Raw genomic sequence first — 26,594 nt, 5'->3', positions numbered from 1 at the left:
GTATATTTCATTGTTGTTTTTAACATATGTTAATTTAGAGATTCCCTCTTTTATTTCATCAGGCAAAGTCACTCTTTTCCCCTAGTTATCTCCTTCCCAAAATAGAGCTTCTCAATAATCCTTTAATACTTATCTAAACAGTATAGAAAGCAGTTGTTACCGCCGATAAATAGATTAGGTACGAAAAAATATAATTAAATATTATGTGAATCGAATACAGTCCTCTATCGTAAAACACGAGACAGTAAACTATAGAAGCTTATATTTTAAGGAGATCATGAAAAATGGATACACATACATTGGAAGTAGGACTTATTAAATGGTACGGCGGATATAATGCACAAAAAGAAAAAGAAAATAAATTTGGTTTTTTAGAAAGAAGCAGGCCGAAAGAAGATCTTTTTATCCATGAAACAAACTTGCTTTGTAGCCCTGATGAGCTAAATGAACGGACAGTGGTGGTTTTTGAAGTACGACAGAATAGGAAATCTGGTAAAAACGAAGCAATCAAGGTAAGACAGCCAGATTTTACTCAATCAGAGGATTTACAGGTTTGTGCAAAGAGTGAACATTTGCAAATTTGGATCCAAGCCATTTTCCAGATGGTTGAACAAATAACAACTTCTGACAGTGATACAATAGAATTTTTATTCAAAAAGTTTACAGAAGCACGTGAAAATGGCTATGATCTTACTGGATTAGTGAAAAACATCCCCGATCAGGTTTTTCTTGATTATCAATACTTAATTGAGTTTTTGCCGGTTGAGCGATCTTTAAAAATCATGTCAATCCTCTATTCTCAATCGAATGATGAATCTACAAAAATGGAGTTAAAAGAGAAGGTCAGCGTCAAATTAAAAAATCATTCTCGTTATATTCATTCTTTTCAAAATAAATGGTATGAACTCCCTTCACACGAAGGGGGAGAAATTGAATGGTGTTCGGACGATTACAAAAAAGACATTTGGGACAGTCTTCCATTTACTTTAATAACAGATCAAGAGATCTGGAGTTATGTACCTTATCATAAGAAGTATTCCATTTTATTGAGACGACTCAATTCATCCACAAAAAGAGAAGAATACAACTTAACTTTTGATAAAGTGGTAGAAACAGCGAAAAACGCTCGAACTCATGAAATGATGCCCGATGGTCTAAAAAGAGATAAAAGGATATTTCCTTTTTTAAGCAACATAGAACAAGTGAACATTGGATGGTCGTTAATAAATGAGTTTTGGGACTTAATGAAACGTGATGCCAAAATCAGAGCCGTATTCCGGGCTGCAAAAGAAAATCAGAATTTAGGGATTAGCGATTATCTTCATACGGAAAAAGATTTACTTGTCAAAGCCGTATTGTTATTGTTGGGAAAAAAGCTCGGAAGATCCGCCCCGTTAGGGCAAGTCCATCATTGGATAACGGAATATATCACCGAGGCCGCTTGGAAATCAACTGAACCTTTGGATCTTGGTCCGATACTGCCAGGCTGTTCAGTCTTGTCGAATGTGCAATATTGTGAAGCAAGAAGATGGCCAACCAGAGAAGGTGGCTGGAAAACCAATGAAAAAGGGCAGGAAATAGCCTATTGTCCAAGACAGCACGGCCCCTGCGTCGTAAACACCAACCAGAGTTTAAGAGGAGCACACATTAACGGCTTGCCGGACATTAGCTGGGAAAAATGGACATTGACGGATTTTTTTGAATCGCTTGGCGTTAATCCTACTTCTAATAGCCTTAATCGCAATGATACTTACCTGCTGAAAATTGCTGGGTGGGTGAATCGCTTAAATGAAATCAGGGAACGAATGAAATGTGAGCATTGTGGAAAAACGCTTATCCCAGATAAGAAATATGCGTTTAATCCTGCTGGTTACAATAGTACTGTGGCTCGTTGTCCGGACGGACACGGTACTGGCGTTTATTTTAACCACTGTTCGAATAAAGATTGCAGCCACATCATCGACAGCAGAGAAAGCTCTAACAAATTTGACAGGTATTATATCTGCATCCTGTGCGGAGATATCCCGAAGTATTCAAGAGTGAGTTTTAGTGAGGAAGATCCTTTTCATCATGCTCCCCCATTCACCCCGGGTGACATTTGTCCGAAATGCGGAAAAGAAAAGATGCTCAACCTAACTGAGAACGAGGATGTTAGTGTATGCAGTGATTCAACTTGTAACCATCATATTTATTTAAAAGGAAGGAAAACAAAAAAAAAACCTACCAATAGGCTACCGGTTAAAACAAGGAATTATGTACCATTCCTGAATAGAGACAGGCAATCCTTCGTTAATGAGATCGAATTAAACGATCTACCATGGCTACCTAATACTGAGAGTGAAGCAGTCACCTTTCCGGGGCCAACTGTTTCTGAGATTCAATTAGACAATCACCCTTGGCTTCCTGCACCTGAGAGTAAATCTCATATTCTAAAGCCGCACACTGTTACTGAGATTGAACTAGACGATCTACCATGGCAAACGATTACTGAGGATGAATTTTTAGATTCTGTTGCAACATCAGGCACCCATTACGCTGCAACCCCAAGTTTCAGTCAGTCCTACCGTTGTGACATCTGCGGAGGGGTAGTTGCTAATGACATTTGCACAAACTGTATGTTTGACTGGGATAGTTGATAACATGCATTTACTTGAACATACAAAGAAGGACAGCTAATTTATACAGCTGTCCTTCTTTGTATTGCGTATTATTCAGCTAGAAAATTATGAAGCTTTCAGATGATCAAATCCTAAAACTATCTTAATTCGTCTCCTAAAGGAACAATGACTTCATCTAAGGTTTTTCTCCATTGACGCTTCATTTCTGGTCCGTATTTTAATGGCTTTGCGTCTGGGTGTACGGCTTTATATTGATCAAATTGCTTACTGTTGATGATGCCGCCGATGTTTGGGATTGGATCTGAGCCGATCTCATATTGAACGGCAGAGGAGTGCAGCTCATTTTCTTCCACAAACCAAGTGTTCGCAAAATCTTCAATCGCTTTATGATAGGATTGGGTAAAGAAGCGCCTCTTCACTGCAAAGATATCTTCTTTAATATCAATCTCTTCTGCATCAATACCATTTAAAATGGTATTGTACACGTTTTTCACGATATCTGATTTATTCAACTTTTGAAGGGCTTTTTCAATCTCATCACGAATTCCCTGATTATTGGCTGAATACGTTTCCAGTAAACGGTCTATATAGGTAGAGTCTATATCATAGATCTTAATCGCATTTTCCCCATAGAACTCAATACCCGAAAAATCAGGGTTCTCTCCATCGCCACCTTCTTCCACGAGTGATCCTTTCACCGTGTTGTACACCCCAATATATTCTTCCAAGGTCTTCACCTGTTCTTGAAGGGCCTTTGATTTCTCCATCTCATCGTTGTAATCATCATAGGTCACCAACGCTTCGAACGCATTATTCAGCTCTTGAAAGGCTTTTACGAATTCGATTCGTTTTTCAAGGGAAGAATGCTCATCAATATCGGTAGGGTTTGGTACTAACGTTTGCAATGATTTGTGTGCCTTTTTAAAGCGTTTTTTGGATGCGTCATACGATGGATATACCAGCTTCGATTCATCGTTTTCATTCGAGTATAATTTCGTCGCATCCTGCACGTTCCGTTCCATGGTGGAAGGTTTTCGGAATGTGACGATCAATCCCTTCGATTTACCAGGATAGGTTCGATTCGTACGAGAGAACGCTTGAATAAGGTTTGCATAGCTTAAGTTCCGATCAACAAATAACGTTTGGATGGTCGGGGCATCAAACCCCGTCAATAAACGATCCACAACGATCACAAGGTCGATATGCTTCCCAAACTCCTTGAATTCTGCTTTTTTACGGGCCAGGCGGTTATTGATATCCCCATTGTATCGTTCGATATCTTCAATCGACCAGGCTGTATCATAGTAACCATTGTACTCTTTGATGATTTGTTTCATTTCATCTTGCGTCTCTTTTGAGGTTTCCTCATTTTCCTGTAACGAATAGGTGATCGCAATTCGAGGGAAGTCAGGGTCTTCTATCGTGCGGCCTTTCCGTATGGGATGACCCGCAAATTCATTTTTTATCCATTCAGGATCTTTTGTCATTTCTTTAATCGCATGATAATATCGCTTGGCCATATCAATGGAACTTGTGGTTAAAATGGCGGATTTTTGCGGACGGCCATTTTCAAAATCAAATTTCATGTAGGCGTTATCCGGCCGGAAGATTTTATTGATAACCTTATGAATATGTTCTTCACTTTCAAACGAAGCGTTCGGAATATAGGTTTCTTTCTCTATCCCATCCATCCCATCAATCATTTCGTTAAGCTCATCGTCCGTGCACTCTGCATATTTTTCATTTAGACGCAGTTGTTCAAAGATATAATTGTATAAGGAAGTGGATTCAATCGTATCTTCGTGTTCGACTTGGAATCCCAAAACCGAACCATCCTCTAAGGCGTTTTTAATGGTATACGTATGAAGAATTTCGCCATATTGGTCACGAGTGGTCCGAGCCAATTGACCCTTCGCCTGTTTTTTATTTTCATTAAATATCGGCGTACCGGTGAATCCAAACCATGTTGAGTTCGGGAAGAATTCTTTAATGGCTTCCATTCCTTCTGCACTTAACGCCCGGTGGCATTCATCCACCACAAACACAATATGCTGACCGATCAACTTCTTAAAACGTTGAGATCCGTTCCTTTCTTCCTGTTTTTGAGCAAAGCGCAAAGCAGCCTCCAGCTTTTGGCGCGTCGTGATAATGACGGTATTAGAATTGCTGTCAGATAGGAGCGTCTCACTTAACTTTTTCGAACTCTCTGTACCTACAATTAAGCTGTTGGACTTCGCCGTCCCGGATGAAATACCCGTATTGAACTCGGAGGCGAACTTGGTGAACTCTGTTGTGGTCTGGTTGTCCAAATCTTTCCGGTCAATGATCATAATGGTGCGATCGACACCGGGTTTCCGGGCTAATAGCTTCGTCGACACAAAGCTTGTGAGTGTTTTCCCTGAACCCGTCGCATGCCATACAAATCCAGACTCGTGCCTCATTGCTGATGTGAATAGGGCTTCAATCGCGTGGATTTGATACGGATGCAAGACCATTAATGCTTTATTATCCTGATCTTCACTGACGATTGTATAATTTGCAATCAGTCGATGAGCATCCGGGATATTTAAGACTTGTTTAACAAATTCATACAGATTCTCTACTTTTCGATTATCTGTCGTGCGCCAGCTAAACACGAATTTCTTGTGCATGTCTTTTGGCATCCCATTCGCAAAGTAGCGCGTAGTCTGTTCATTTGAGATCACAAAGAGCTGAAGCGTGGAAAAAATGTTATTCCGAAACAATCCTTCCTCTGCGTATTTCTTGATTTGATTGTAGGCCTGAAATACGCCGTCTTTGGCACTGACCTGTTTCAATTCAATCTGAACAATCGGAAGCCCATTGATTAATAGGGTCACATCAAATCGGCGATCACGACCATCATCTTGTGCCTTTTGTTTCGCAACCTGATGAACAACTTCGTATGTAGAGATGCCGCCACCAATATCCTGATTCGAATATAGGACCAATGACATGGAACCCAGAGATACATCTTCACGTTCAATCGTGATGCGGGCAATTCCATTTTCCCCCTTCAGCCATCTAGCAGCGTCAAAGGGTGTCTGTGTTTTCGATAGCAATTCGTTTCTAATTGCATCAAATTCTTTATCCGTAAGGGGATATTCCCCAATTTCGGATAAGTTATTTCGTGTAATGATTTTCCGTAAGTTCTTCCAAAGGTCCTCTTCCGACTTCAAGTCCGGACGATAATTCCACTGATTATGCCCTTCCCCGAGCACTTCGATCAATCGTCGTTCCACTGCTAGTTCATCATTATGTGCGATCTTAGTCATGTTTCTCCCCCTTTTCCATTCACTTAAACAAACATCTTTTGCAGGAATGCTTTTTTCGTTGCTTTCAAGGCATCTACTTCTCGCTGGCGGAGGGCAATAGTATCATCTAATCCTTTTAAAAAGCAGCTGATTTTCACTTGTTCTTCTTTACTATCCGGCACCATAATTGGAAAATCAGCATATTCCTGAGCATTGACACCAGGCTGTCCAGACCTTTGTGATGTTATATTAATAAATTTTCTATATTTAGAAGTAAGTGTGTTTTGATAAATAAATCCATAATCATATTCAGGTTTAATTCTTGCTTTAATCAAGAATCCTGCATAATATACTTTTCCATCCTTATTTTCATACATATAGGATTTCCCAACACTTGCACCTGTCCTAGCAAAAAGGAGATCTCCTTGATTAAGCAAATAATTTTCAGCTAACGTTAAATCAACATTTGGTGATGTCAAATTTTCCTTTGAGAATTCTCGAGAATCATCGTTAATATCAGTAATCCGAATGTACTTATTTTCCCCATCGAATTCTGTTGAACTTACATTAAGACCATATTGGAAACTTGCAGACATATCACCTAATTTACGAATCACCCAATTTTCAGTAAATCCAGGGAAGCGAACATCCGGTACAGACTCCCCTTCTTTCGGAAACATCTTTTCCAAGAATCCTTGTTTGGTTTGTTTGAGAGTGGCTAGTTCTTGCTGATGAAGAGCGATTGTATCGTCTATTTTTTTGAGAAATTCACCTATTTTAATCTGTTCTTCTTTATTAGAGGTATACGGAAATTTAATGTTTTTAAAGTTTTCAAAGAATAAATACTCTCTTACGCTCCCCTCTGTATTTCTTCTTACCTCTTTATTGAAATTTGGTGATTTAATGAACTGTAGAATAAATTCATTATCCAGTTTATCGCTCATTTTTATCACTACATAGAGTGAGCTTACTATTACAGTGTTATCAAGATTATTGAACGCTATAGAACCAACATTGATTCTAGCCGGATTATATGCAAAATCTCCATGATTAACTAATTTATAAGATGTTTTGTCAAGGTCATCTAGGCGACTTCCATCGAATTGTTCTGATTGTTTGATTAACCCCGATTTATTGCTTACGGAATAAGCTAAGTAACTTTCACCTGCTGTATTTTTCTTCCCAGCCTTAGAAATAAAATCCTTAAATTTACGTAGCTCCCAATCTCCTCTGAATTCAGGAAATCGAACTTCTGGTTCTATTTTACTTTTCACGATTAAACACCTCTAATGCACCCTTGATCCATTCTGCGTTTTCTTCACTGTATTGAAGTGACGAAATCATGTCATATAGGTTAGATTCCAATACTGCTTTTTCTTTACGAATGTCTTTAATACTTGCTCCAATCGCCCCCATATCTACAGCTTCTTCTTCCTCAAACGTATCGACGTATCGAGGGATATTCAAGTTGAACTCATTCTCTTTGATTTCCTCAAAGCTCGCCACGTGGGCATACTTCTCCACATTCTTTCGATTTCGATACGTTTCCACAATCTTATCTAGATTTTCTTTCGACAGTTTATTTTGATTCTTTCCTTTGATAAACTCAATTTTAGTACTTTTAATATATAGTTAAATATGGTTTTAATCAGTAAGAGAAAGAGATGTTTAAAAACTTCAATGGATTGTAATAAGCGTTATTCTCTATAAAATCAATATTTTTGAAGTTAAAAAAAATGGTGAATCAAGAACAAATCTATAAAGATTTCTTGATTCACCTTACTTGAATAACGATCCTAGTGTTTATCCTATTGTTGAGATCTTTTCTCGTATCCTTTTCAGTAAGATTTCCATTTGTGAAAAGGACTGTTCTTTGGATGCTTCTGATTGACGAATTTGTTCCTGCTGTTGTTCGATTATTATTAGCTCATTATTAAAAAATGGCATGATTACTTCTTCAATATTTTTTTCAAATTCTACTCGAATTTCCTTTGCGACCTTACGAAATTCAAAACGTAGATCCGCGCGTGCTTCCCGTAGTTGCTGCTCATGCTTGGTCTCATCATATTCCTCTTTGGCTGCAAAAAATACGTCTAGGACAACCCCTACTATTGAGATGATTGGACCAAGCTTATTGACAAATTTGGTTAGCTTAGTTGCCCCCCATGGTTTAAACTTCACTCCAAATTTCTTTACCACCTCAACAATGGTATCCTTAGACACCTCACCCGCGAATTTCCCCAACTGTTGAAGGGCATCCGGCGTCTTTCCTACAATAGAGTGGGTTTTCTTTCTTTCTGATATGTTCCGTTCTGAAACTGAAGGTCCCTTAGCTCCTTTTGCAAAAAACAATTCAAGGGTTTCTTTTCCTAAAGAGGAGTCTTGGAGATTCGCTAGTTCTTCCTGTAGTAGTTCCAACTCCTTTTCTATTGAATCTTGAACTTTTTCCAGGGTTTTCATGGACTCTTTTTGAATCGTCCGTTCTGTTTCCTGTAAAGCATGATTAATTTCGTCTGTGCCATGCTGCCCGTCTACCTTTCCAGCTACCTGTTCTCCAGCCATGACAACTTGATGCTCCAATACATTTAATTCGCCTTGGATATTATTATGGAGGCGAATCTTCGCAGAACGAATCAGACTTGCTTTTCTTCTTAAAAGTTCGAGAAGATCCCTCTCCCCTTTATTGTCCGTACCCAAATGGTTTAGTGATTTTTCAAGTACCTCAGCCCCCCTGTGCAGTGGAGTCACTAGTCTTGCCGTCATCTGATTCGCCGCAATCAGTCTTTCCAAAGATGCTATAAAGCTGTTGAAATTTGACTTTTCCTCGAGATATTCCTTTTCTTCCAAGTCTTCCTCTTCTAGTTGCGCCTCAAGATAATAGTTGGCGTCAATAAATGAGGTATAGAAATCACTTGGATGATACGGGTCAATTACTTCCAGGATCGTTTTTTCTAGAATTTCAGGCGTTCCTACTTCCCGGCTCATCTTGTTGATTACCAACATCATTTGTCCGCTCCGTTGCATATCAAAAAGCAATTTCCTGAAAAGTGCCCCTCCTTGAGGATTAAAAAGTTCATTGGATACAACAAACACCAATAAATCGGATTTTGAAATTTGGTCCAATGTTTTTTCATCGTGATCTGTGCGGCCGGCATATATACCCGGCGTATCAATGATTTCTACGTTCTCCCACTCATACATTTCTGCAGCATCCGTCATGATTTGAGCACCGACATTAAGTCTTTTATTCCCAACTTGATAGACCTGTACAAGCTTCTTTTCGTTCTCTATCGTCTCATATTTTTTGTGTACGAATTTCGCCTTTGTCAATGAAGCAATTGTAGATGATTTGCCCGCGTTGTATTGACCAATAAATGCAATTCTAAGTTTCTTTTGTTGTCTTTCCTCTTCCAGAAAAATCTTAAATTCAGAAGCTATTTCTTGTATTTCGTCTTCCTTCCATTCAGAGAGGACGCTAACCACTTCTTCCAAAAGGAAATATATTTCGCGGGTGTGTTTTGAAAAATCCAATTCTTCCATTATGATAACTCCTTTAGATAACTTCTATTTTCATATTACAAAGCTTTTGCGCAAGACGTACATTGATTCCATGCTTTCCAATAGCTAAACCTTTTTCTGAATTAGGAATGGTTACCTGAGCAATCGTTTGATCATTGTTATAAATAATCTTGACCTGATTCGCATTGATTTTTGCTGGATAGAGGGCTTTAGCCACCAGTCCTCGAGTGTCGGATTCATTACTTAATAGTGTGATATGCTCTCCACAAATTTTATCAAGCTGAGTCTTGGTGAATCCATCCAAATACCATTCTGAAGGGACAAGGATCTTAGTGGCTATCCCCTGCTCTCTGGCAATGTTTTCAAGCTGAGCTGGCTCACACATAACACCTTCAAACTGTAACAAGTGGGTAAATAAATGCCGGTTCATCTTCTCTATTAATCCGTCCAACTCTACTGCTGTCTCTTTCAAATGATCAGACACCAAAAACAAAGCCCCAACGTAATTTTGTACCTTGGTCATGATTTCATTTTTTTCCGTTTTTGAAATATTTTTATTAAAATGAGCTTGATAGACGTCGATAGTCTTCTTTTCCATTTTTTTTATGTGCTCAAGCAGATTTTGCTTTGCTTCGCTTTTAGCTTTTGTTAGTTTCTTCGATTCATGATTTTTTAAAAGACCACTGAAGATTCCGGCTACTGCACTGACCCCCAGTAGGGTCCAGCCGACCGGATTCCAAATATTTGCTGTCCCAATAAAAACTGCTGTTGAAATCGCTCCAACAGTAATGCCACCCCACTTAACAATTTTACCCATTTGTCCTTTTCGGAAATCTCCCATACTTCTCTGATCAAACTGAATGGATTTCATATCATATTCATACTGCCTTGTAAATTCAGACAAATGTTTTTGAAGATCACTGTAAATTTCCTTCATGTGATTATTCATACTAGCTTCAATGTGCTTGCTTTTTTCCTTAAGTTCATTTTCAAGCACAGATTGGGCTTCTTTTCTGCTGATATATTCTTCCACAAAATAAGGAATCCATTGTTGAAGAGGAGCATACAGTTTATGTATCTGGTGTTCGATTCTCTTATTGCTTTCTGGGATAAACTTATCAAAAAACTTGCTTAGTTCCTCTTTCTTTTCCCTCATTAAAAAGGCCTGGGAGCGAATGATTTTCTGCTCTTCCCATAGCATCTTTTTCAAAGTATCGACAAAGTGAATGGTACTATCGTAAAAGGTAAGAGCCCGTCTGTGTTTTCCACTCCGGTTGACTTCCTTATGAATTCGGTCATAGACCTCATCTAACCTGCTTGCTTCCCAGAGGTTTTCTGAAACTTCATCCCTCTCTTCTCGAGTACTCAAGAATGCGGATTGAGCATGAATCCAGATTACTTCAACATGATTGATATTCAAGTGTTTTTTTACATAACTCCGAATATGGTTGCGATGCTCACTCAGTCGGTCAACGTTGAAAATCTTTTCAGGTTTCTTCAGAAAACGGCGAATTTCTCTTTCATCAGGGTTCCTTGTCTCTGGGTTTAAAAGATTATGTTTCACATTCATGACTACAATAAAAGACTTGTTCAGCTCTTGAAGCTTGCTCATTTCATTAAATTCTCCCGGTTGAACAGCGTCGTCGGAGGTAAGAAACAAGATCATGTCTGACTGATCAAGGACCTTATGTGCCTTATCAGTATCTTCATCTCCCTTGAATGCCTCAAAACCTGGTACATCGAGAAGTCTTAATCCATTCCACTCGTATTGCAGAATATCCCTCGTTGTTCTCTGAGCACCTTTCCCGATTGTTTCGCCTGTTCCTCCAGTTAACGCTTCACGAATAGTACTCTTCCCTGCTTTGGTTCTCCCAAATAAAGAAAGCGTAAAAGAGTTAAGATGCTTTTTCTTCTGATTTAGAGCATCTGTTAGTTCATTTAATCCACTACTTGTCTGATTTCCAATATTATCAACTAAATTTTCAAGCATATAGGAAAAATTGAAATTCTTTGAATCAGCATCTGAGTTCAAGGAATTGGATGTATCGTTCAGTTTTTCTTTAAGATCCACTAATATATGTTCAAGCTCATGTTTGAAATTCATATTTTCTTTATATACTTCTTTAGCTACAGTAGAACATTCCTTAAGTGTGTCCGATGTTTTATCAATAACTTTCTGTGTCATTAATTTCCCCTCAAGTAATTAGATTTTTCTTCCATTTTACCATACACATAAGGTTTATATCGGATAGTCTCTACTATCTATACAATATTTGACTGAATTAATTTTAAGGAGTTGAAAGAAATTACCCTGTCAAAAACCATGGTTTTTGATAGAACACACAAGTAGAGGGTTTTCTTATGTTTTTTTTCGTGATTCTATTCCAAAACCCGTATCAAAAACTATGATTCAAAAAGGGATGTTTATGATATAATTCAGGAAAGAAAAAACATTGAAAGGGATGGATGAGGTGATTATTGGATATGCACGTGTTAGTACTGTCGATCAATCACTGGATATGCAATTGGATTCTCTTCAGGAATATCGCTGTGATGAAATTTTCCAGGAGAAAATCTCGGGAGCAAAAGACGACCGGCCGGAACTAATGCAAGCACTTAGAATGGCTCGAGCAGGGGATACGTTTGTGGTGTACAAATTAGATCGATTGGCCCGATCCACCAAGCGACTCATTGAAATTGCTGATATTTTAAGGGAGAAAGAAGTGGAGTTCGTAAGTATTCAGGATAAGATCGACACGGGGACAGCTGCGGGAAAAGCGATGTTTGGAATGCTTTCGGTTTTAGCTGAATTTGAACGGGATATTATTCGTGAGCGAACGATGGCTGGCCTGAAGGCAGCTCGTGCCAGGGGAAGAAAAGGGGGACGACCGAAGGTGAACCAACAGAAGCTGAATCAAGCAGTTGCTCTTTACCACTCTAAACGAATGACTGTAAAAGAAATTAGTGATGCAACAGGTGTCTCTTCGGCTACTTTATATCGAGCAGTTCGAGCAGAATTTCAACACTAGTTGAACCAATTCAATTCGGGAGTATACAAATATTCAAAAAAACTCAAAAAATGTCCAGTTTTTTTACAAATACTTCCGAAGTGCATTCAAATATATAGGTTAGATGGAAAAATTATGTGGTACAATGAAATTACGAGAAGTGAAACTGTCCTCACACGATCTCCTACGGAAGGAGTGAGGACGTTGGCTCGCAAAAGCAATAATTCCCGAAGCAATACCAACGAATGCCCCTTAAAACGGGCAACAGCCTCTAAAATCCGAAACGAAGGACAAGCAGCAATCCTCAGAGAGATTAAATGGTCGATTTTCGCATTCGTACTTATCTCTGGACTCATTGCTCTAACCTTTTTCGGAGTTGACCTGAAAGATGTCGCTGAAGTGATTTCATCGGCAGATGGACTGGTTGATATTGGTGTAGCTATACCATAACAAACGCTTGACCTTATCATATGGAGTTTCATGGATTTTATGCAGCGTTTTTACCGGGGCTGGACACCCCGGAGCCGCTTTTCGTATGGACTGTGTGTAGGGCAGGGGTGTACTTGAAATGAATTCATCCTTTGATTAAGGAAAAGCATCCAAAAAGAAAGCCCGGTAGTTGGACGACTACCGGGCTTTTTCCTTTGTCTCACACTTGATTTGCGAAAGTGTTCTGAGAACTACTAACTCAAAGTGTGGACTTTTTTCCCTCTTGCAATGTGATACAGACACACACGCAAAATGGCACTTCTGATTAATTGATGTAAGTTGAACACAATTTTCGCTGATGGACGGTCAGCTTTTGGTGCGTTGGCTTTTTAAAGCTTTTACAATAACTCCCTTGATATCAGTATATCACGAAGGCGATAATTGTAAACCAGAAAGTTGCGAAATAACGATTATACCCATTAACAAGTTTTACGTCAATTCAAAGTACAAAAATATATACTTATTTTTTCTTTCTATTATATGTACAAATTACAATACCTTTTATCTCTAAATTTTCGATCTCAAAAATGAAAACTTGAAAAATCTCTTGAAATGGGTTTCGATCTATTTTGACCCACCACCGCTACTGTTCTTATTCACGACCTGTTAATTGTCCAATAAACTCAACATTATCAATTTTCCACCCCTGATCTTCCACATAGATCAGGGACGTTTTAACAATAACCGTTTCCGTATTGGTGACATCATTAAATTCGGTACTTAGATTAAACTCGTTAAAGAATTCTGCTTGCGTTTTAGAGGATTGATATTCAAAAGGCTTTAACCCTACCATGGATGACTTCACCGATTGTTCCGTATCCGGAAGGTCGGTCCCTGAAGGGTGGGTTGCCTTGTATCCTCGATCGGTCGTGAAGGGTTTAATCTTCTTATATCGTTCAGCCGTGGTTTGGTAGGTGAAAAAGTTTTTTAGAAACGCCCGATTTATCTTTAGTGCGTCTGTGTTCTGGATAGATGATAATGCATCGATCTTTTCTTCATAGTTGCTTTGGTTCGCTCGAACGTCTTGCAATTGTGATCGTAAACTGAAGACATATATAATCACGCCAGCTGCAGCAACAAACCCGATCATCAGTAAAATGTAATTTTTCTTCTGGTTTGGTTCCAAACCTTTTCACCTCCCCTTACTGAATCCTTCTAAAACCTAAAAAGGGATATAAGTCTTTCCATTCTTCTACGGAAGAATACGAGGTCCCCTTATGACCATTTGAGTTGATGAATTTTCCATCTCCCACATACATTCCGACATGAGAAGCTCCTGGCTTATAGGTGGAAAAGAACACTAAATCGCCTGGCTTAATCTTGTCCTCCGGAACAGGGATCGTTTTATTGTATTGTGATTGTGCGGTCCCGTATAAATCAATTCCAACTTGCGCAAAAGCATATTCCAGTAATCCAGAACAATCAAAGCCACCTGCTGCGGGTGTTCTTCCTCCCCATATGTAAGGTCGGCCAAGAAACTGTTTCATAATGTTATGGACTTCCTTTACATCAAATGACTGTGTCCCATCCCCTACCACTACAACACTGCCGTTTCCGGCATCATAGTAACGAAGAACATGGTCCACGTAATTGACATCACCATATCGGGTCCACCCGAGTTTAGCAGCCATCATTTGACTGAATTCAATCGCGACTTCCTTTGAATAACCACCCCGTTCTAATGCGTATTCTGTAAAGCCATTTCCAAAGTTATACGATTGTAAAGCAAGGTAAATATCTCCCCCGGCTTGTTTCAATACTTCCGAAAAGTATTTCACTCCGATCTGAATCGAATATTCCGGGTCTGTAATGGTTCCTGGGGGAAGTCCGATGGATTCTGACGATTGCATGACATCTAAATGCCTTCCCCCTGACTCTTGTTGAATGAGAGCCATCATAAGACCTACATATTCACCCACTCCGTATTCTTCAGCATATTTCCTGATAAGAGGTTCATAGCGCAATACTTCAGCTGATACTTGTGCCGATCCTGGGGCTCCCTCTCCTGACATACCTGATTCAAACTGATTGGTACCACCCACGCTAATGGAAACAAACAAAGCGAGTCCGAAAATCGATGTGAGAAGAAGAAGGATACCTGCAATGATCCATGCGAGAGGGTTTTTAAGAATGGCAACAGTTCCGGCAGTCTTTGCTCCTTTCTTCAACACTCCTTGCATACGCTCTCCTTTCTGAAAGCGTCTGACACCATGAAATGAGCCATATAAAGGATCGAACTTTCATTGGTCAGAACGCTTTTCTTCAACATCATTTTCGCTTTTTAGAAGATTTTCTTTTTGGGCCTCTGCTTTCTGATCTCTTGACCTTATCAGAAGGAGGATCCGTATTTCTTCCTTTGAGTTGTTGTTGCGCTTCCCATTGGGTGATATGTTTCGTCGGTTCTCGTGAAGCTGCCGCTTCTCTTTGACTTTCCATTCTTTCTGACGGCTTACGATGAGGGGAGGATTGGTGTTGATTGTTTCCTGATGATCGTTGTGTAGAAGGCGTACGCTCTTTATTGTCTCTAGCCTCTGATGGGTTTGTGGTGTTAGGATTGCGTGCTTCTGAAACAGACCGATTAGATTGTTGGAGAGTCTGAGAGTTGTTATTCTTCTTAGCTCCTTCACCTTTCCCGCTTTTGTAATCATCTAAATTCACAATGGCTGCCCCGGCATTACGTAAAGCTGAACGTGCATGTGTTGTTCCTGATGCCCCTGCAGCAGCTGTGGTTTTTACACCTTTAACCATGCGTTGTTGTTCTTGTTTCTTTCCAGTATCTAATTGTTGAGATGTATTCTCTCCAACTGCTTTTCGATGTTCAGATCGTTGTTGATTATTTGACGCGCCATTCGTAAAACGCTTTTTGCCATCCCCATCCCCTTCTGCTCCTGTCTGAAATCTTTCCAGACGGTTATTAAATTGGCGGTTTTTGTATGCTTTTCCGACCATTCTTTTGGCACTTTTGAACCCTTTTTCTCCAGCATCACCCATTTTGTCAACGGAATTAGTCGTTACTCGTTCGACCATTTGCTGGCCTTGAATCATTCCGGCCGAAGCGACCTCAAATATTTCAGAGCGATACTTGAACAATCCCCATATCGTAATACAGATCACAAAGACCACAAACATATACCCTTCCACTCCGTTTGTCACTTTGACGGATTCGTAAATAAGGGCCACAAGCCCCGTAATAACCGCGATCAAGAGAACCAACCCGGCTTTCATCAGTAACACGCCGACGAGTTTTTTCCCATGATTCAAGGCACTTTCACTATACGAAGGGATTAGCGAAAGGACAAGTGGGATTCCTGAAAAGATCACTAAGGCCAAAAACCATACTTGCAGCAAAAACTTAAAGACGGCTAACAACAAAACAGGAATGGAAAGGGCGATGGTTGATATGATCGTCATGATCAAATAGCCAAATCGTTCCCCGCTGAATTCAGGGGTCATCTGTTTGTTATCAAAGTTAGAAACTTCATCATTTACAATTCTATCTCTTTCCTCACGCCCTTCAGTGGAATAAGGTTTAATGGCAAGGAGTTTATCCACTCGGTTTGGATCCTCACTTATGACATCGGCTTCTTTTGTGGATCCATAATTCAAGAGTAAATACGGACGCTTGACCATCAGATTGAACAGTTGATTTTCTAAAACCGCCATTCCTTCTTTGGCATCATAAGCTGCGTTGCTGTCAAATGCATCCGAACTCACCAGAACGTTTACGGAACTCGCAATTCCTTCAAGCTCTGCTCCTCTGTCATTCAGCCACTTGATATTGCCCGTTGCATTCGAGTAAAACCAAAAAGTCAAAGCCATGATAACCAAAGCACTCAGAATCGCTTTTACGGCATGACCAACCTGTTGATTCACAAAATAACGCCATGCCGCGGTTCCGCCTACAAAAATGATGAACAGGGATAAAAAGGTTCCAGACATCACCTCATAGATGCGCTCACTCATCATCCCTGCTTCACTTGCAATCATACTGATTAAATCAAACGACATAAGCTGATCAATCGAATAAAGGGTAAAGTTCGCAATCGTCTTATTAAATCCCCACATTCCGGAATTGATGGAGTGCAAGGCGATATCGCCAGTGTCTTTAAGGCCGCCTCCAATCTTTGCTTCCATCATGTAGTGATGGAGAGGGTATTCCTTACTTTCCAATGTCACACGTCCTACCGTTTCTTCCTTCTTCTTAACAGTGGTTGAAACGTCATCAGCAAGTGAACCTGTGGGGATTAACAGAAAGAGTACAGCAAAACATAGTCCCAATCCCCGTTTCAGGAATTTCATTTCATCCCTCCTTATTCACAATGAATACATGCCTCCTGTTCAAACTCCTCTTTCACTTCATCACGGTTGATGTCCAGGCTTTTACTAGTATCTACTTTCCAAATATCGGCTTTTTTTCGCAAAACAATATTATCCTTTACTGTATTAGTACCATTTGGATTTTTGAAATCAGGGAAAACATAGTATTGATCTAGCTCCTTGTCATAGTAAATTTCAAAACGTATATCTTCATATTTCAGTCCTGAATCGATTTGTTTAGTAGTTTTGTGTATTTCATAGGAACCTTCTTCATAAATTAATTTTTGTTCTTTATCATAATCCCGATCATAGTTTGCTTTTTCCCACTCATATGCCACTTTTGCAATCTCTTCGGGGGAAGCTCCTTGATTGCAACCCGCTAATAGTGCAATCAACGTAATGAGTGAAATGAATAGTTTTTTCATTAAATGAACGCCTCCTCCGTTTCTGCTCTTCCTCGGTCGTTTTCCTTTGTATTGAAGGCTTGGATCCATTCATCAAACAATACGTCTGTTTGAATTTTGGCTGTACGCCCGTACATGTCTTCCACGATACACTGACCTTCTGTCAGATTTTTCAACATATCCCGGTTGGCTTTGTTATCTTCCATGCCAAGAAATTCAATGATATTCGCTGCCTCTTCGTTCGTCTTTGCTTTAAAAGCAAATTTCGTCCCGATATTTTCTTTGATTTGCGGCTTGTTATACTCATACGTTGACTGCGTAACGATATAAACGGCAGAACGCAAGGAACGGCCGGTACGCAGCAATTCATTAATCAATCGATCACCGGCCCCCGTATTCATCAACATCCACGCTTCTTCAAATATCGTAAGCTTCACGACCGAGTCATCACGGGCAAACTTCGTGGCAAATTTCGCTAATGGCTGCATAAGGGCCACGGCAATATGTTCATCACGGGTGGCTGCCTTTTCTCCCTCGTCTGGAAGGTTTAAATTTTGAATTTGCAAGATATTGACTTGCTCATTAAGACTAATGCCTTCGACGTTCCCCTCAGAAAACATTAACTTCGCAATCCCGTTTGTTCCAATTTCATAGAGGAGATCCCCAACATTTCTGACATCCAGATCGTCAGATTGCTGTAAATACCGAACGACTTTCAAAAGCCCCGGCATGTTTTCTTGTTGGATCACGTGACGGACACCTTTATAAATGGCTGTTTTTACATTTCTTTCGTTGGACTGAAGCTCAGACAGATACTCCAGGACCCCGACGGCTGCGTCCTGTGCTTCCTCCCCTTCAAGAAAGGTAAGAGGGTCAAGTTTCCCTGCATCCTTCTTTTCACTCGAAAGGGTGATATAATGAAAGCTTTCGATTAACTGTATGAAGAAGGGCGCCGTCTGCTCCATTTCGGGCGTCAGTGCCTGTTTGAATTTCTTTTCGACTTCATCCTTGGGGTCTGTCATTAAAACCTTCGCCCCAAAGAAAACCGAATTGAGTAAGATATCTTTTAACAGATAGGATTTCCCCATTCCTGTCGGGCCAGATATGGTGACATGAGGGGAAGAGTATTTGGATCCTTTCAACCCCAAGTGAGCAAGGAATGGATGGTAAAAAACAAGAGATTGAGAGCTTCCCACGCTTTCCCCTTCATGGGATATGTTTTTCCCTAAATAGAAACCGACCGTATTCCCCACTTTGCGTGTCAGGGAGAAAAGGGATTCCGCAAACGACTCAGGTGTAAGAACCTGTTCCCAATCCTCCGCCGCAATCTTGGCTGCCGGTAAAGATTGATGGAACAAGAGGAGTTGATCGGCCAACGGTTGAACGATTTCGATTTGTTGATCCTTGAAATCGAGTTTGAGCCTTCTGGCTCTTCTTCTGACTTCTTCTTTGGTTTGACCATATACAACGAAATGAACGTGCGTCCTGAGAAGTGGTTTCCCTTGATTTTTGATTTGATTTTCCAGGTCATGTAACAGCTCACGCCCTGTATTGATTAAGCTGTCGTCGTCTTCGTTTGCCTCGATGAGTTGAGCATCTTGGTCTCGAAAACGCTTTTTAATGGTATTGGTTTGATTTTCATCATCCTTTTTCTTCTTGTAAATCGTTCGCATATTGACTTCCACCGGAAAATCGTAGGATTGAAATAAATACGCCCATGCTTTATAGCTTAAGTCAATCGGAAATTCTGAAACCGGAAGGAACGCACACCAGGAGTCATCTTCTAACTGTTTAATATGCAGATACCCTGCTTTCCCTGGGTCAAGGATCCCTTCTGTAAGGCTATAAACGCTCCCCTCTCCATCTGGCTGTTCCTGACCCCTGACAAATTGTTGCCGGATGATATAGCGTAATTCCTTTTCCTTGACCCGGTATCCCCCTAAATAGTTGGTAAGGGTCGTAAAGGCCTCTTCTTCCGATTCTTTAAACATATTGACGGTGACATCATCCACCTCATCGCCTCCGAAACCCGCAAGCTTTTGTAAGTAACGGTTCATGCTCTTAAAAGAAGAAGAAAATGTGCTGATGAGATTGTCATCAAGCTCTCGCTTTTTCAATTTCACACCAACAAAAAACTTATATTCTACAGCGTTTTTCACTTCTTCCCGCAGAATATCTTTTGCTCGTTCGGCATAGTACCTGCCTGTTTCAGCGTATTTGCCTTCGTATTGTCCTTGAAGACTGCTCATTCGCTTATCGATATCTACAGGGATCGGGATGATTTTATAATCGATTTCCTCAAAGGCCGCGAACTGCCAAGCCATCCGTTGAAGACGGTTCACAAGATGATTTTCCGCCTCTTGATCATTCACACCTACGGTGCTTTCATGTAATCGATAGTAGGCCCAGGCTTCGTTTTCATGTGTATAAATCACATTTTCCTTATACGATTGAATCGGAAACTGTATCAAAGGAGATTCACCACCTTAATGGAATCGCTCATAAGACTGTGCTTTCTTCGTTTGAGGCTGATAAACGGGCTTATGACTGCTGTAACTGAAGCGTTTCGTAAAAAGATAACGGAAATAACCAATGAAAAAACGATCCAAACGTTTTCCATCCAACCGGCTTTTACAAATGGCGCCAGCCATCAACCATGGTAAAACAGCGTAAAAGGCTAGCTGCAACGTCGTTGGCAACACTTGATTGATCTCCCCTCGAAAGAGAAAAAGAAAACCGAAAATCAAAACGGCTACAATGATCTGCCTGATTTCAATCCCTTTGGAAAAAACGAGAGATTTCTCCCCTTTTCCTATTTTCCATATTTTTAACGGGTACTTGAAAAACTTTCGGTAACTATAGGCTGCTGACCTCAATTCAAACCACCACTTTTGACTTGATTCCAAAGAGCGTTGGCCAGGCTTTCAAACTCCCCTGGATTGGCCACGATCACATAACAGAGAACGGCAAAGATAAAACTGGAAAAGAACTGACCCCATCGCTGCGAGATAAAAGCTCGAACAATCATGACGATCATGATGATGAATAAGACGGCTGCTACCTGACCTGAAGCGTACTCTGTAAGACCTGTAATATCTGGCATGTGAATCATCCTCCTAAAGTATGTTTGAACTCGTGAACATAAAATTTATTGTTCTCTTTGCCCACTACAAGGGTAAACGGGTGTTTCGTCTGTAGTCCCGTATTCTCCTCCTGTAAAAGCACAATCGTTTTCACCAGGTACTGCCCTTTCTCCTCACCATCATAGACAACGAAATCCTCTAATCCCTTGTACTCGTAAAGATCTTTGAGTGTTTCAGGGTTTTCCATCAAGTAAGACATTTCCTCAATGGAATTCGTTGTATAGGAAGTGAAAAACTGTGTAGTAAACTGTTTCATTTCTCCTTCTATTTTTACATTCTTATTGGCTTCATCCGTTCGATCTTGAACGGCAGCGATTCGTGTTTCGGCTGGGAGTGCCTGATAATGAGGTTGTTCGATCACATTGAACGAGTTTCCGTCCGTTCCTAGACGGATAACGATCATTTGTTCTTTCACCCCAAGCGATTCATCTACTTTCATAACCTTTTCTTTCTCTTTTTTCTCTACAACGTTGAAAAGCTCATATTCGATTAGGTACACATAACTGGCTGCATCTTCGTCTACATTCTTCACATCATATAAACTGGCACTCTTCAACACTCGTTTTCCTTGAAACTCACTAAGATTCTCTAATTCTCCCACTTTCAACCCTTCAGCAAGGAAGTTCTCAAGCGACTCCGTTCGTTCTTCTCTCTTTTTTTCATCATTCGGGATATTGATATACGCATCAATAAATTGATTGGCGTACGTTTCACCTGCAGGTGAATTGGCAAAACCCACTTCATTTAAGCGTGCAATCTGTGCGGATGCTTGATCCTGGTATCCGTTCACTTTTTCGTTAAGAAACCCCGTTCGGGCCCATGACTGGAAGGTGAAGAAGATGACACCTGCTACAACCATCCAGAACATCGCGGTGAAGACCATCCTTCCATTGAAACGAGAGGACTTCAAACGTCTTTCATCTTTTAAAACCTTATTCCGCCCTTTATCGGCATTCTTTTTTAGGCCGCCTGTCACATTACGAAAAAAGCTCATTTAATCCCTCCTAAATCTAAGGCATTCCGGACATACACACGACGAAAGTACGTCTCAAAACTGTCCTCTTCTACCATTTTTCGATTAAGAAAAACTTCACCGATTTGCAGGTTTTTAATGTCGCTTGGATTGGCTCGGAATCGTTCCACATTCCGGACAGTGCCCATGTCTGCTTCATAGCTCAAGTGCGGGTATTTCTTTTGAATCTGTTGTGTCACTTCCTGGTCGGAATACGTCCCAAACACTTGGGCGATCCGCTCGGCATCCTTGGAGGAATTGACACGCCCCGTCGCAAGGATGTTGCAATTCGCAATGATTTGCTCGGTCATGATGGGGTCAACGGCGTCGATGTCCGATAACGTTTGAGTGGAAATGATACATTCAAATCCTGCTGATCGCGACTTATTCACAATGTCCACGATCCTTCGATCGCCATAAGCAGAAAACTCGTCATAGACACCAAAAATAGATTTTCGGCCCTTCGCCTGTCTGTGTGCGACTAAACTATTCACATCAAGGATAATCATTTTCCCAATTTTCCGAATATAATCGGCATAGCGACTCCCTGATATACTGAAAATGACGACGTCATTGCGATCGGTTATCTGCTGAAGGTCAATCCCATTCTCACTTTCTACAAACAAATGACCCAAATCAGATTCCAATAATTCTCCTAATTGCATTTTCAGCCGGGTTAAGCACCCTTCTACAACCTCTTCCGTAAATTCATCATCCAGTATTTTCTTAATGCGCTGCATTCCCTCTTGAAGCGTTGTAACGGTCTTTCTCCTCTTCTCTACAACGGTTTTCTTGACCTTTTCAGTCTTTGGTTCTTCTGGAGCGAAAAACCCGCTTAAATCATCGTCTGTGGATTCTGAAGACCCGACCACAACTTCTTCTACTTCTGTTTCGACCTCTTCCTCGATTTCCTTTTCGATACTGTGCTCTTGAAAAAAGGCATTCATATTTTGAACGTTGGTTAATCTGGCAATCGTTTTGAGTTCTCTTGGAATGCTGGCTTCATCGATTAATTTGATCACCAGCTGCAAATAACGAGAGGCAATATCCGTGTAATAAGCGCCGTCTCCTTCTGATGAAAAAGAAAAGAGCGACATTAGTTTATCTCTTGTTTCGGTTGGAGTTCCATTCTTGATGGGGTTATATGTGAGGTCATCCATTTCAGAAAATAAATAAACGCGTCTTCCATATGCTTCACATAATTCTTTAAACTCAAGCATCGATTTCCGTTCACCTTTTCCGTCAACAAAGATAATGGGTTTATCCTGTTGCAATGCGGATTCCATGATGGAGGCAATTAAGGTGGTTTTTCCTGTACCCGTACCACCGGTGGCAAGCATGTGATAGTTTAACTCTTTCGATTGAAGTGCTACACGTTCTTTAAAATCCGTGTAGCCCACAAACACTTCTTTTGAAGGCTTTTCTCTGTACTTTTGCTGCTTCTTGTCCAAAAACGCTATTCTGTTTTTACGAAACGATCTGTACTTCTGTTCTGCTTTTTGCTTTTGTACTTCTCCAGCTTTCGTTGTCACCCGTCTCTTCCAAAAGTACTTCGCAAAGATGAAAAATCCGAATGAGAATACGAATGCTAGTCCCGCTAACATGATATACGACGATATTGTCACTTCAATGATCCGACCTTCATTTAAGAGTCGTTCAATCCCCGTTGATAGATAAGGGATATTCATATCAGAAAGCAATCCAAAATAAGTAAGGATATTCCCGACTTGAAATTGCCAAAACAGAATGACAATCCCCGCTCCCAGTGCTCCATAAGGAAGCCAATTCCGTTTCATTTGGTGAAGAATTGCAAAAATCAACATCCCTGCAAGCATCGGGAGAAAAAACAGTATCCCCGTAATTCCTATCAAGCCGTAAATAACGATATCCCCTATGACTTGGTCCGTTTCAGTTTGCTGTGTGTTCTCCTGGCTCTTCGCCATCGGATCCACTGGTCATCACCTCTTCCCAACGTTCATCTACAACGACTCCAGGGATTTTTCTGACTGAAATTTTATTGGCATTGATCAGTCGTTGCTTCACTTCATTAATCACATTGTATATTTTGACATCATCTGCAAAATACGTCACTTGGTCATAGGAATAAGGCTGATCTTCTACTCTTTCATTTGACAGCAGCTCTTCAAAAAGCTTGAACTTTTCGTTATATCGTTTCCGTTCTTTCTTATTGAGCTCGAGCTCCACCCAAGTGGTGGTAACCTTTCCTTCAGCTGACTTGAAAAAGAAAACGGCGTCAGGGATCCGGTCACGTTTAGCATTATAAGCCCTTAATTTACTTTGATTATCTCCTTCCCCGATCATGGAATATCGAATTTCCCTTTCTGTTCGGTACTTAAATTCAATCCCTTGTTTCTCCGCCTGAAACTCATAAAAGAGAATGAGATCGGTCATGAGAAGTTCATGCTGCATCGTATAAACCGACGCTTTAGTGGGAACCGTGACATTCACATTGGTTAAATTCCTGGCTTCAAGCGTCCCCAGGTAAACCCCCACCTTATGAGCAATTCTTTCATGTTTTACATATTTCCGATCCTCTAATTTTCTTAACCGACGATAAACCCGATGAATATTGGGTTCTCTGAATTTCAACATGATCTGCTTCGCCGTCACCATGCCATTCCTTAAAATAAAGGTCATATACTCCACATCTTTTTCTTTTAATGAAGTGTACTTTAACATCGAAAACATCATCCTTTTTTAGCAAATATAGGAATCACTCTCCCTTTTAGCAGTTTACCAAAGTAGAAGCTTATTGTATAAATGAAAAACGACAACAATACCACAAATAAAAACGTAAATAACTGAAAGAGTTTAGCAGCCAACCAGATGACAGCCCCATATAAAATAACCAAAACACTTAAGTAAGCATGCAACCATTTACTCACCCCTGCGAACACCAACACCCCCTTACATAAATAAAAATCACATTAAATATTTATACACCAATGAACAACCTTATTTCACCCTCTGATCCTATCATTCTTAATTAGTTGATTTATTTTTCTTTCTTCCTCTGAACATTTCCTTGACTCTTTAATATTGAATTCTTTTCTTGATCTTGAACTGATTTTTTTCACTAGAACTTACTCACTCGAACTTATCTTTTGGCCTTCTGCTTTATCACTTGAACCCTCTTCTTTCCATCATATACACTTCCAATTACTCTCCCCCCCAACACACATTGGATTGGCTCCGGCTTTATTGGAGTAGTAGAAGACCTCGTCGTATCATAAGGTACGTTGATAGGGCGAGGTCTTCTACTGTTTACGGAAATCAACAGGAGCCAATCCGCCCTTTGTATATATGGGTTAGAAGTCATTTTTAAACCGCAAATAAAATATACATTGATTAACTTTTCATTTACGTAATTAAATCCCTATTATTTACGGAATATTTAAATTATTTACAGTTTACTATACGTACATCTGTTTGGCTATGAATGTAAAGACAATTCGTTCCATATGCCTACTTCCTATTTTTCCCATGTGAGTAATTTACCATAAATATTCCATTTTAAATGGCTCCTTCTTACATGGAAAACGACCTTATTCTCTTATTAATCATTTAATTGGTAAGCTTTAAAATACTAAACATCCACCAAGATCAAGCAGCCAAATTATAATATTCTATCCCATAATCTGATTAATAATCGTCTAAGAACTATGTATACAGTATTAACGTAAACACCACTTGGACACTGACCAAGCATTGAACATCATGGCCACCAATACACATAATTTCTCTTACTCTTAAATTTAACTGTAATCTTCAAAAGTAAGTGACACCTATACAAATAGCGAAAAGATATAACGAGAAGTATAGAGCCAATGAAATAAGAGTAAATTCATCTAATCTAGTATTCTGTCATAAACATTCTAAACCTCGGACGAAGGATACTATAGATATGTATTGGCAGACTGGCTTATTTATTTCAACTAGTCATTTTGATCGGAGGTGAGGCTCCAGATCGATAAATGAGATCGACTTCATGGGTCAATAATTCCTCTTCAAAATCTGGGATGTCCTTCACACTGACAGACTGATTGGAGGTTGGAAGTAACTCTGCAAAGGTCATTTGGGCATGCTGAATACGCTTCTTACGTTCATGTAACAGGCTTTTGAACAAAACGGAGCGACTGGCCACCATGGTGACAGCATTACGGCCACGGCCAATCGTTCGCTTGATGATCTTTTCAGAACGCTTGATAACCTCCTTAAGCGTGGAAACAGCCATCTTGAATCTTTCAGCAAGCCTCGTCAAAGAACCCTCGAAAAATGGCTTTTCTGGGCTTGTACACGTATCAAGTTTCGCTAGTATATCTTCTTCTCTTTCATCGTAGTGAGATCGCACCCGTTCCTCCCGCGGTTTCTTAAACTTATACCACCCTTCTTTTCCTTTGAACGCTGCCGATCCATCCGTCCATAGTTCAAGCAGCCCTTCCACATAAGAGCGCTTCGCTCCTTTATACTTCCCTGAATAGGCACTCTTAAGGATTCGCTCAAACTCACCTTTTTTCAATGGGTGTTCCAAATTACTGTTAAACTGGTCCAGTTCGTCATAGGCTGCCTCTAGTGGCCGTCCAGATGCATAATTGGCGATTGCAAGGGTGAAAAGGGCGTTATTACGGCTGGTACTGTGATGACCGCGCTCAATATGAGTGGCACGAATGAGGGCACGGTACCACTCGGAAAGGGTCTGGTCACTGACGGAAGCCTGTCCCGGGTAAATGACATGAAAGGCTGCTTTTCGTTCCTTCTCTTCAAATTGTTTGGACCACGACAGCAGTAGAC

General features: G+C 40.3%; 18 protein-coding genes and 1 pseudogene. 3 read left to right on the top strand and 16 right to left on the bottom strand.

The annotated features are described in order from the left end of the window. Positions 1–284 precede the first annotated feature (284 nt). A complete protein-coding gene (locus JI667_RS18885; protein WP_206857840.1) occupies positions 285–2,636 on the top strand; it encodes a cold shock domain-containing protein in 2,352 nt (783 codons plus the stop codon). A 119-nt stretch (positions 2,637–2,755) separates the two neighbouring features. Here JI667_RS18885 and JI667_RS18880 read toward each other — a convergent pair whose 3' ends face one another. The 5 genes and pseudogenes from JI667_RS18880 to JI667_RS18860 all read right to left on the bottom strand — a co-directional run bounded on the left by JI667_RS18880 (position 2,756) and on the right by JI667_RS18860 (position 11,594). Next, positions 2,756–5,911, bottom strand: coding sequence for a type I restriction endonuclease subunit R (locus JI667_RS18880; RefSeq protein WP_206857839.1), 3,156 nt, complete (start codon positions 5,909–5,911; stop codon positions 2,756–2,758). A gap of 23 nt (positions 5,912–5,934) precedes the next feature. Beyond that, the gene (locus JI667_RS23215; protein WP_206857838.1) at positions 5,935–7,164 is read right to left on the bottom strand and encodes a restriction endonuclease subunit S; all 1,230 of its coding nucleotides are present in this window, start codon (positions 7,162–7,164) and stop codon (positions 5,935–5,937) included. Further along, positions 7,154–7,498: pseudogene (locus tag JI667_RS18870) on the bottom strand (N-6 DNA methylase); the annotation flags it as partial. The gene JI667_RS23215 and the pseudogene JI667_RS18870, both read right to left, overlap by 11 nt. 195 nt (positions 7,499–7,693) lie before the next feature. Continuing rightward, positions 7,694–9,430, bottom strand: coding sequence for a GTPase (locus tag JI667_RS18865; protein WP_206857837.1), 1,737 nt, complete (start codon positions 9,428–9,430; stop codon positions 7,694–7,696). Positions 9,431–9,443: 13 nt separating this feature from the next. Beyond that, positions 9,444–11,594, bottom strand: coding sequence for a GTPase (locus tag JI667_RS18860; protein WP_206857834.1), 2,151 nt, complete (start codon positions 11,592–11,594; stop codon positions 9,444–9,446). Positions 11,595–11,880: 286 nt separating this feature from the next. On the opposite strand from JI667_RS18860, the gene JI667_RS18855 reads away from it, so the two are divergent. Then, positions 11,881–12,438, top strand: a complete 558-nt coding sequence (locus JI667_RS18855) for a recombinase family protein (protein ID WP_206857883.1) — start codon at positions 11,881–11,883, stop codon at positions 12,436–12,438. Positions 12,439–12,552: 114 nt separating this feature from the next. Beyond that, entirely contained in the window at positions 12,553–12,867 is a 315-nt protein-coding gene (locus JI667_RS18850) for a hypothetical protein (RefSeq protein WP_206857830.1), read from the top strand. A 631-nt stretch (positions 12,868–13,498) separates the two neighbouring features. Here JI667_RS18850 and JI667_RS18845 read toward each other — a convergent pair. The 11 genes from JI667_RS18845 to JI667_RS18795 all read right to left on the bottom strand — a co-directional run. Continuing rightward, on the bottom strand, positions 13,499–14,032 hold the full coding sequence (locus tag JI667_RS18845; RefSeq protein WP_206857828.1) for a hypothetical protein: 534 nt from the start codon (positions 14,030–14,032) through the stop codon (positions 13,499–13,501). A 16-nt stretch (positions 14,033–14,048) separates the two neighbouring features. After that, positions 14,049–15,086, bottom strand: a complete 1,038-nt coding sequence (locus JI667_RS18840; RefSeq protein ID WP_206857826.1) for a lysozyme family protein — start codon at positions 15,084–15,086, stop codon at positions 14,049–14,051. An 88-nt stretch (positions 15,087–15,174) separates the two neighbouring features. Beyond that, complete coding sequence (locus JI667_RS18835) at positions 15,175–17,205, bottom strand: CD3337/EF1877 family mobilome membrane protein (RefSeq protein WP_206857824.1); 2,031 nt, start codon at positions 17,203–17,205, stop codon at positions 15,175–15,177. A gap of 11 nt (positions 17,206–17,216) precedes the next feature. After that, the gene (locus JI667_RS18830; RefSeq protein WP_206857822.1) at positions 17,217–17,648 is read right to left on the bottom strand and encodes a hypothetical protein; all 432 of its coding nucleotides are present in this window, start codon (positions 17,646–17,648) and stop codon (positions 17,217–17,219) included. Next, positions 17,648–20,098 carry an ATP-binding protein gene (locus JI667_RS18825; protein WP_206857821.1) on the bottom strand — a complete coding sequence of 817 codons (2,451 nt, stop codon included), beginning with the start codon at positions 20,096–20,098 and terminating at the stop codon, positions 17,648–17,650. Before JI667_RS18825 ends, JI667_RS18830 begins: the two co-directional genes overlap by 1 nt. Before the next feature lie 15 nt (positions 20,099–20,113). Next, positions 20,114–20,503, bottom strand: coding sequence for a TcpE family conjugal transfer membrane protein (locus tag JI667_RS18820; RefSeq protein WP_206857819.1), 390 nt, complete (start codon positions 20,501–20,503; stop codon positions 20,114–20,116). Next, complete coding sequence (locus JI667_RS18815; RefSeq protein WP_206857817.1) at positions 20,500–20,730, bottom strand: TcpD family membrane protein; 231 nt, start codon at positions 20,728–20,730, stop codon at positions 20,500–20,502. Before JI667_RS18815 ends, JI667_RS18820 begins: the two co-directional genes overlap by 4 nt. A 5-nt stretch (positions 20,731–20,735) precedes the next feature. Further along, positions 20,736–21,764, bottom strand: coding sequence for a conjugal transfer protein (locus JI667_RS18810; protein WP_206857815.1), 1,029 nt, complete (start codon positions 21,762–21,764; stop codon positions 20,736–20,738). Beyond that, complete coding sequence (locus JI667_RS18805) at positions 21,761–23,725, bottom strand: type IV secretion system DNA-binding domain-containing protein (protein ID WP_244668397.1); 1,965 nt, start codon at positions 23,723–23,725, stop codon at positions 21,761–21,763. Before JI667_RS18805 ends, JI667_RS18810 begins: the two co-directional genes overlap by 4 nt. Beyond that, positions 23,691–24,482: a hypothetical protein gene (locus JI667_RS18800; protein WP_206857813.1), complete on the bottom strand. Its 792-nt coding sequence runs from the start codon at positions 24,480–24,482 to the stop codon at positions 23,691–23,693. Before JI667_RS18800 ends, JI667_RS18805 begins: the two co-directional genes overlap by 35 nt. 1,252 nt (positions 24,483–25,734) lie before the next feature. Next, the coding region (locus JI667_RS18795) for a primase C-terminal domain-containing protein (RefSeq protein ID WP_206857812.1) at positions 25,735–26,594 on the bottom strand (860 nt) is incomplete at its 5' end.

Origin of the sequence: Bacillus sp. NTK074B, from assembly GCF_017303375.1 — a bacterium.
Taxonomy (GTDB): domain Bacteria; phylum Bacillota; class Bacilli; order Bacillales; family Bacillaceae_B; genus Rossellomorea.
The sequence above is the reverse complement of the archived record's forward strand: the minus strand, read 5'-3'. Positions and strand labels throughout refer to the sequence as shown.

What these genes read in the sequence shown, in the direction of transcription:
- JI667_RS18815 (WP_206857817.1), bottom strand. Translation starts at nt 20,730, where the DNA reads ATGCCAGATATTACAGGTCTTACAGAGTACGCTTCAGGTCAGGTAGCA.
- JI667_RS18835 (WP_206857824.1), bottom strand. Translation starts at nt 17,205, where the DNA reads ATGAAATTCCTGAAACGGGGATTGGGACTATGTTTTGCTGTACTCTTT.
- JI667_RS18860 (WP_206857834.1), bottom strand. Translation starts at nt 11,594, where the DNA reads ATGACACAGAAAGTTATTGATAAAACATCGGACACACTTAAGGAATGT.
- JI667_RS18805 (WP_244668397.1), bottom strand. Translation starts at nt 23,725, where the DNA reads ATGGCGAAGAGCCAGGAGAACACACAGCAAACTGAAACGGACCAAGTC.
- JI667_RS18810 (WP_206857815.1), bottom strand. Translation starts at nt 21,764, where the DNA reads ATGAGCTTTTTTCGTAATGTGACAGGCGGCCTAAAAAAGAATGCCGAT.
- JI667_RS18830 (WP_206857822.1), bottom strand. Translation starts at nt 17,648, where the DNA reads ATGAAAAAACTATTCATTTCACTCATTACGTTGATTGCACTATTAGCG.
- JI667_RS18865 (WP_206857837.1), bottom strand. Translation starts at nt 9,430, where the DNA reads ATGGAAGAATTGGATTTTTCAAAACACACCCGCGAAATATATTTCCTT.
- JI667_RS18880 (WP_206857839.1), bottom strand. Translation starts at nt 5,911, where the DNA reads ATGACTAAGATCGCACATAATGATGAACTAGCAGTGGAACGACGATTG.
- JI667_RS18885 (WP_206857840.1), top strand. Translation starts at nt 285, where the DNA reads ATGGATACACATACATTGGAAGTAGGACTTATTAAATGGTACGGCGGA.
- JI667_RS18850 (WP_206857830.1), top strand. Translation starts at nt 12,553, where the DNA reads ATGTGGTACAATGAAATTACGAGAAGTGAAACTGTCCTCACACGATCT.
- JI667_RS18800 (WP_206857813.1), bottom strand. Translation starts at nt 24,482, where the DNA reads ATGTTAAAGTACACTTCATTAAAAGAAAAAGATGTGGAGTATATGACC.
- JI667_RS18840 (WP_206857826.1), bottom strand. Translation starts at nt 15,086, where the DNA reads ATGCAAGGAGTGTTGAAGAAAGGAGCAAAGACTGCCGGAACTGTTGCC.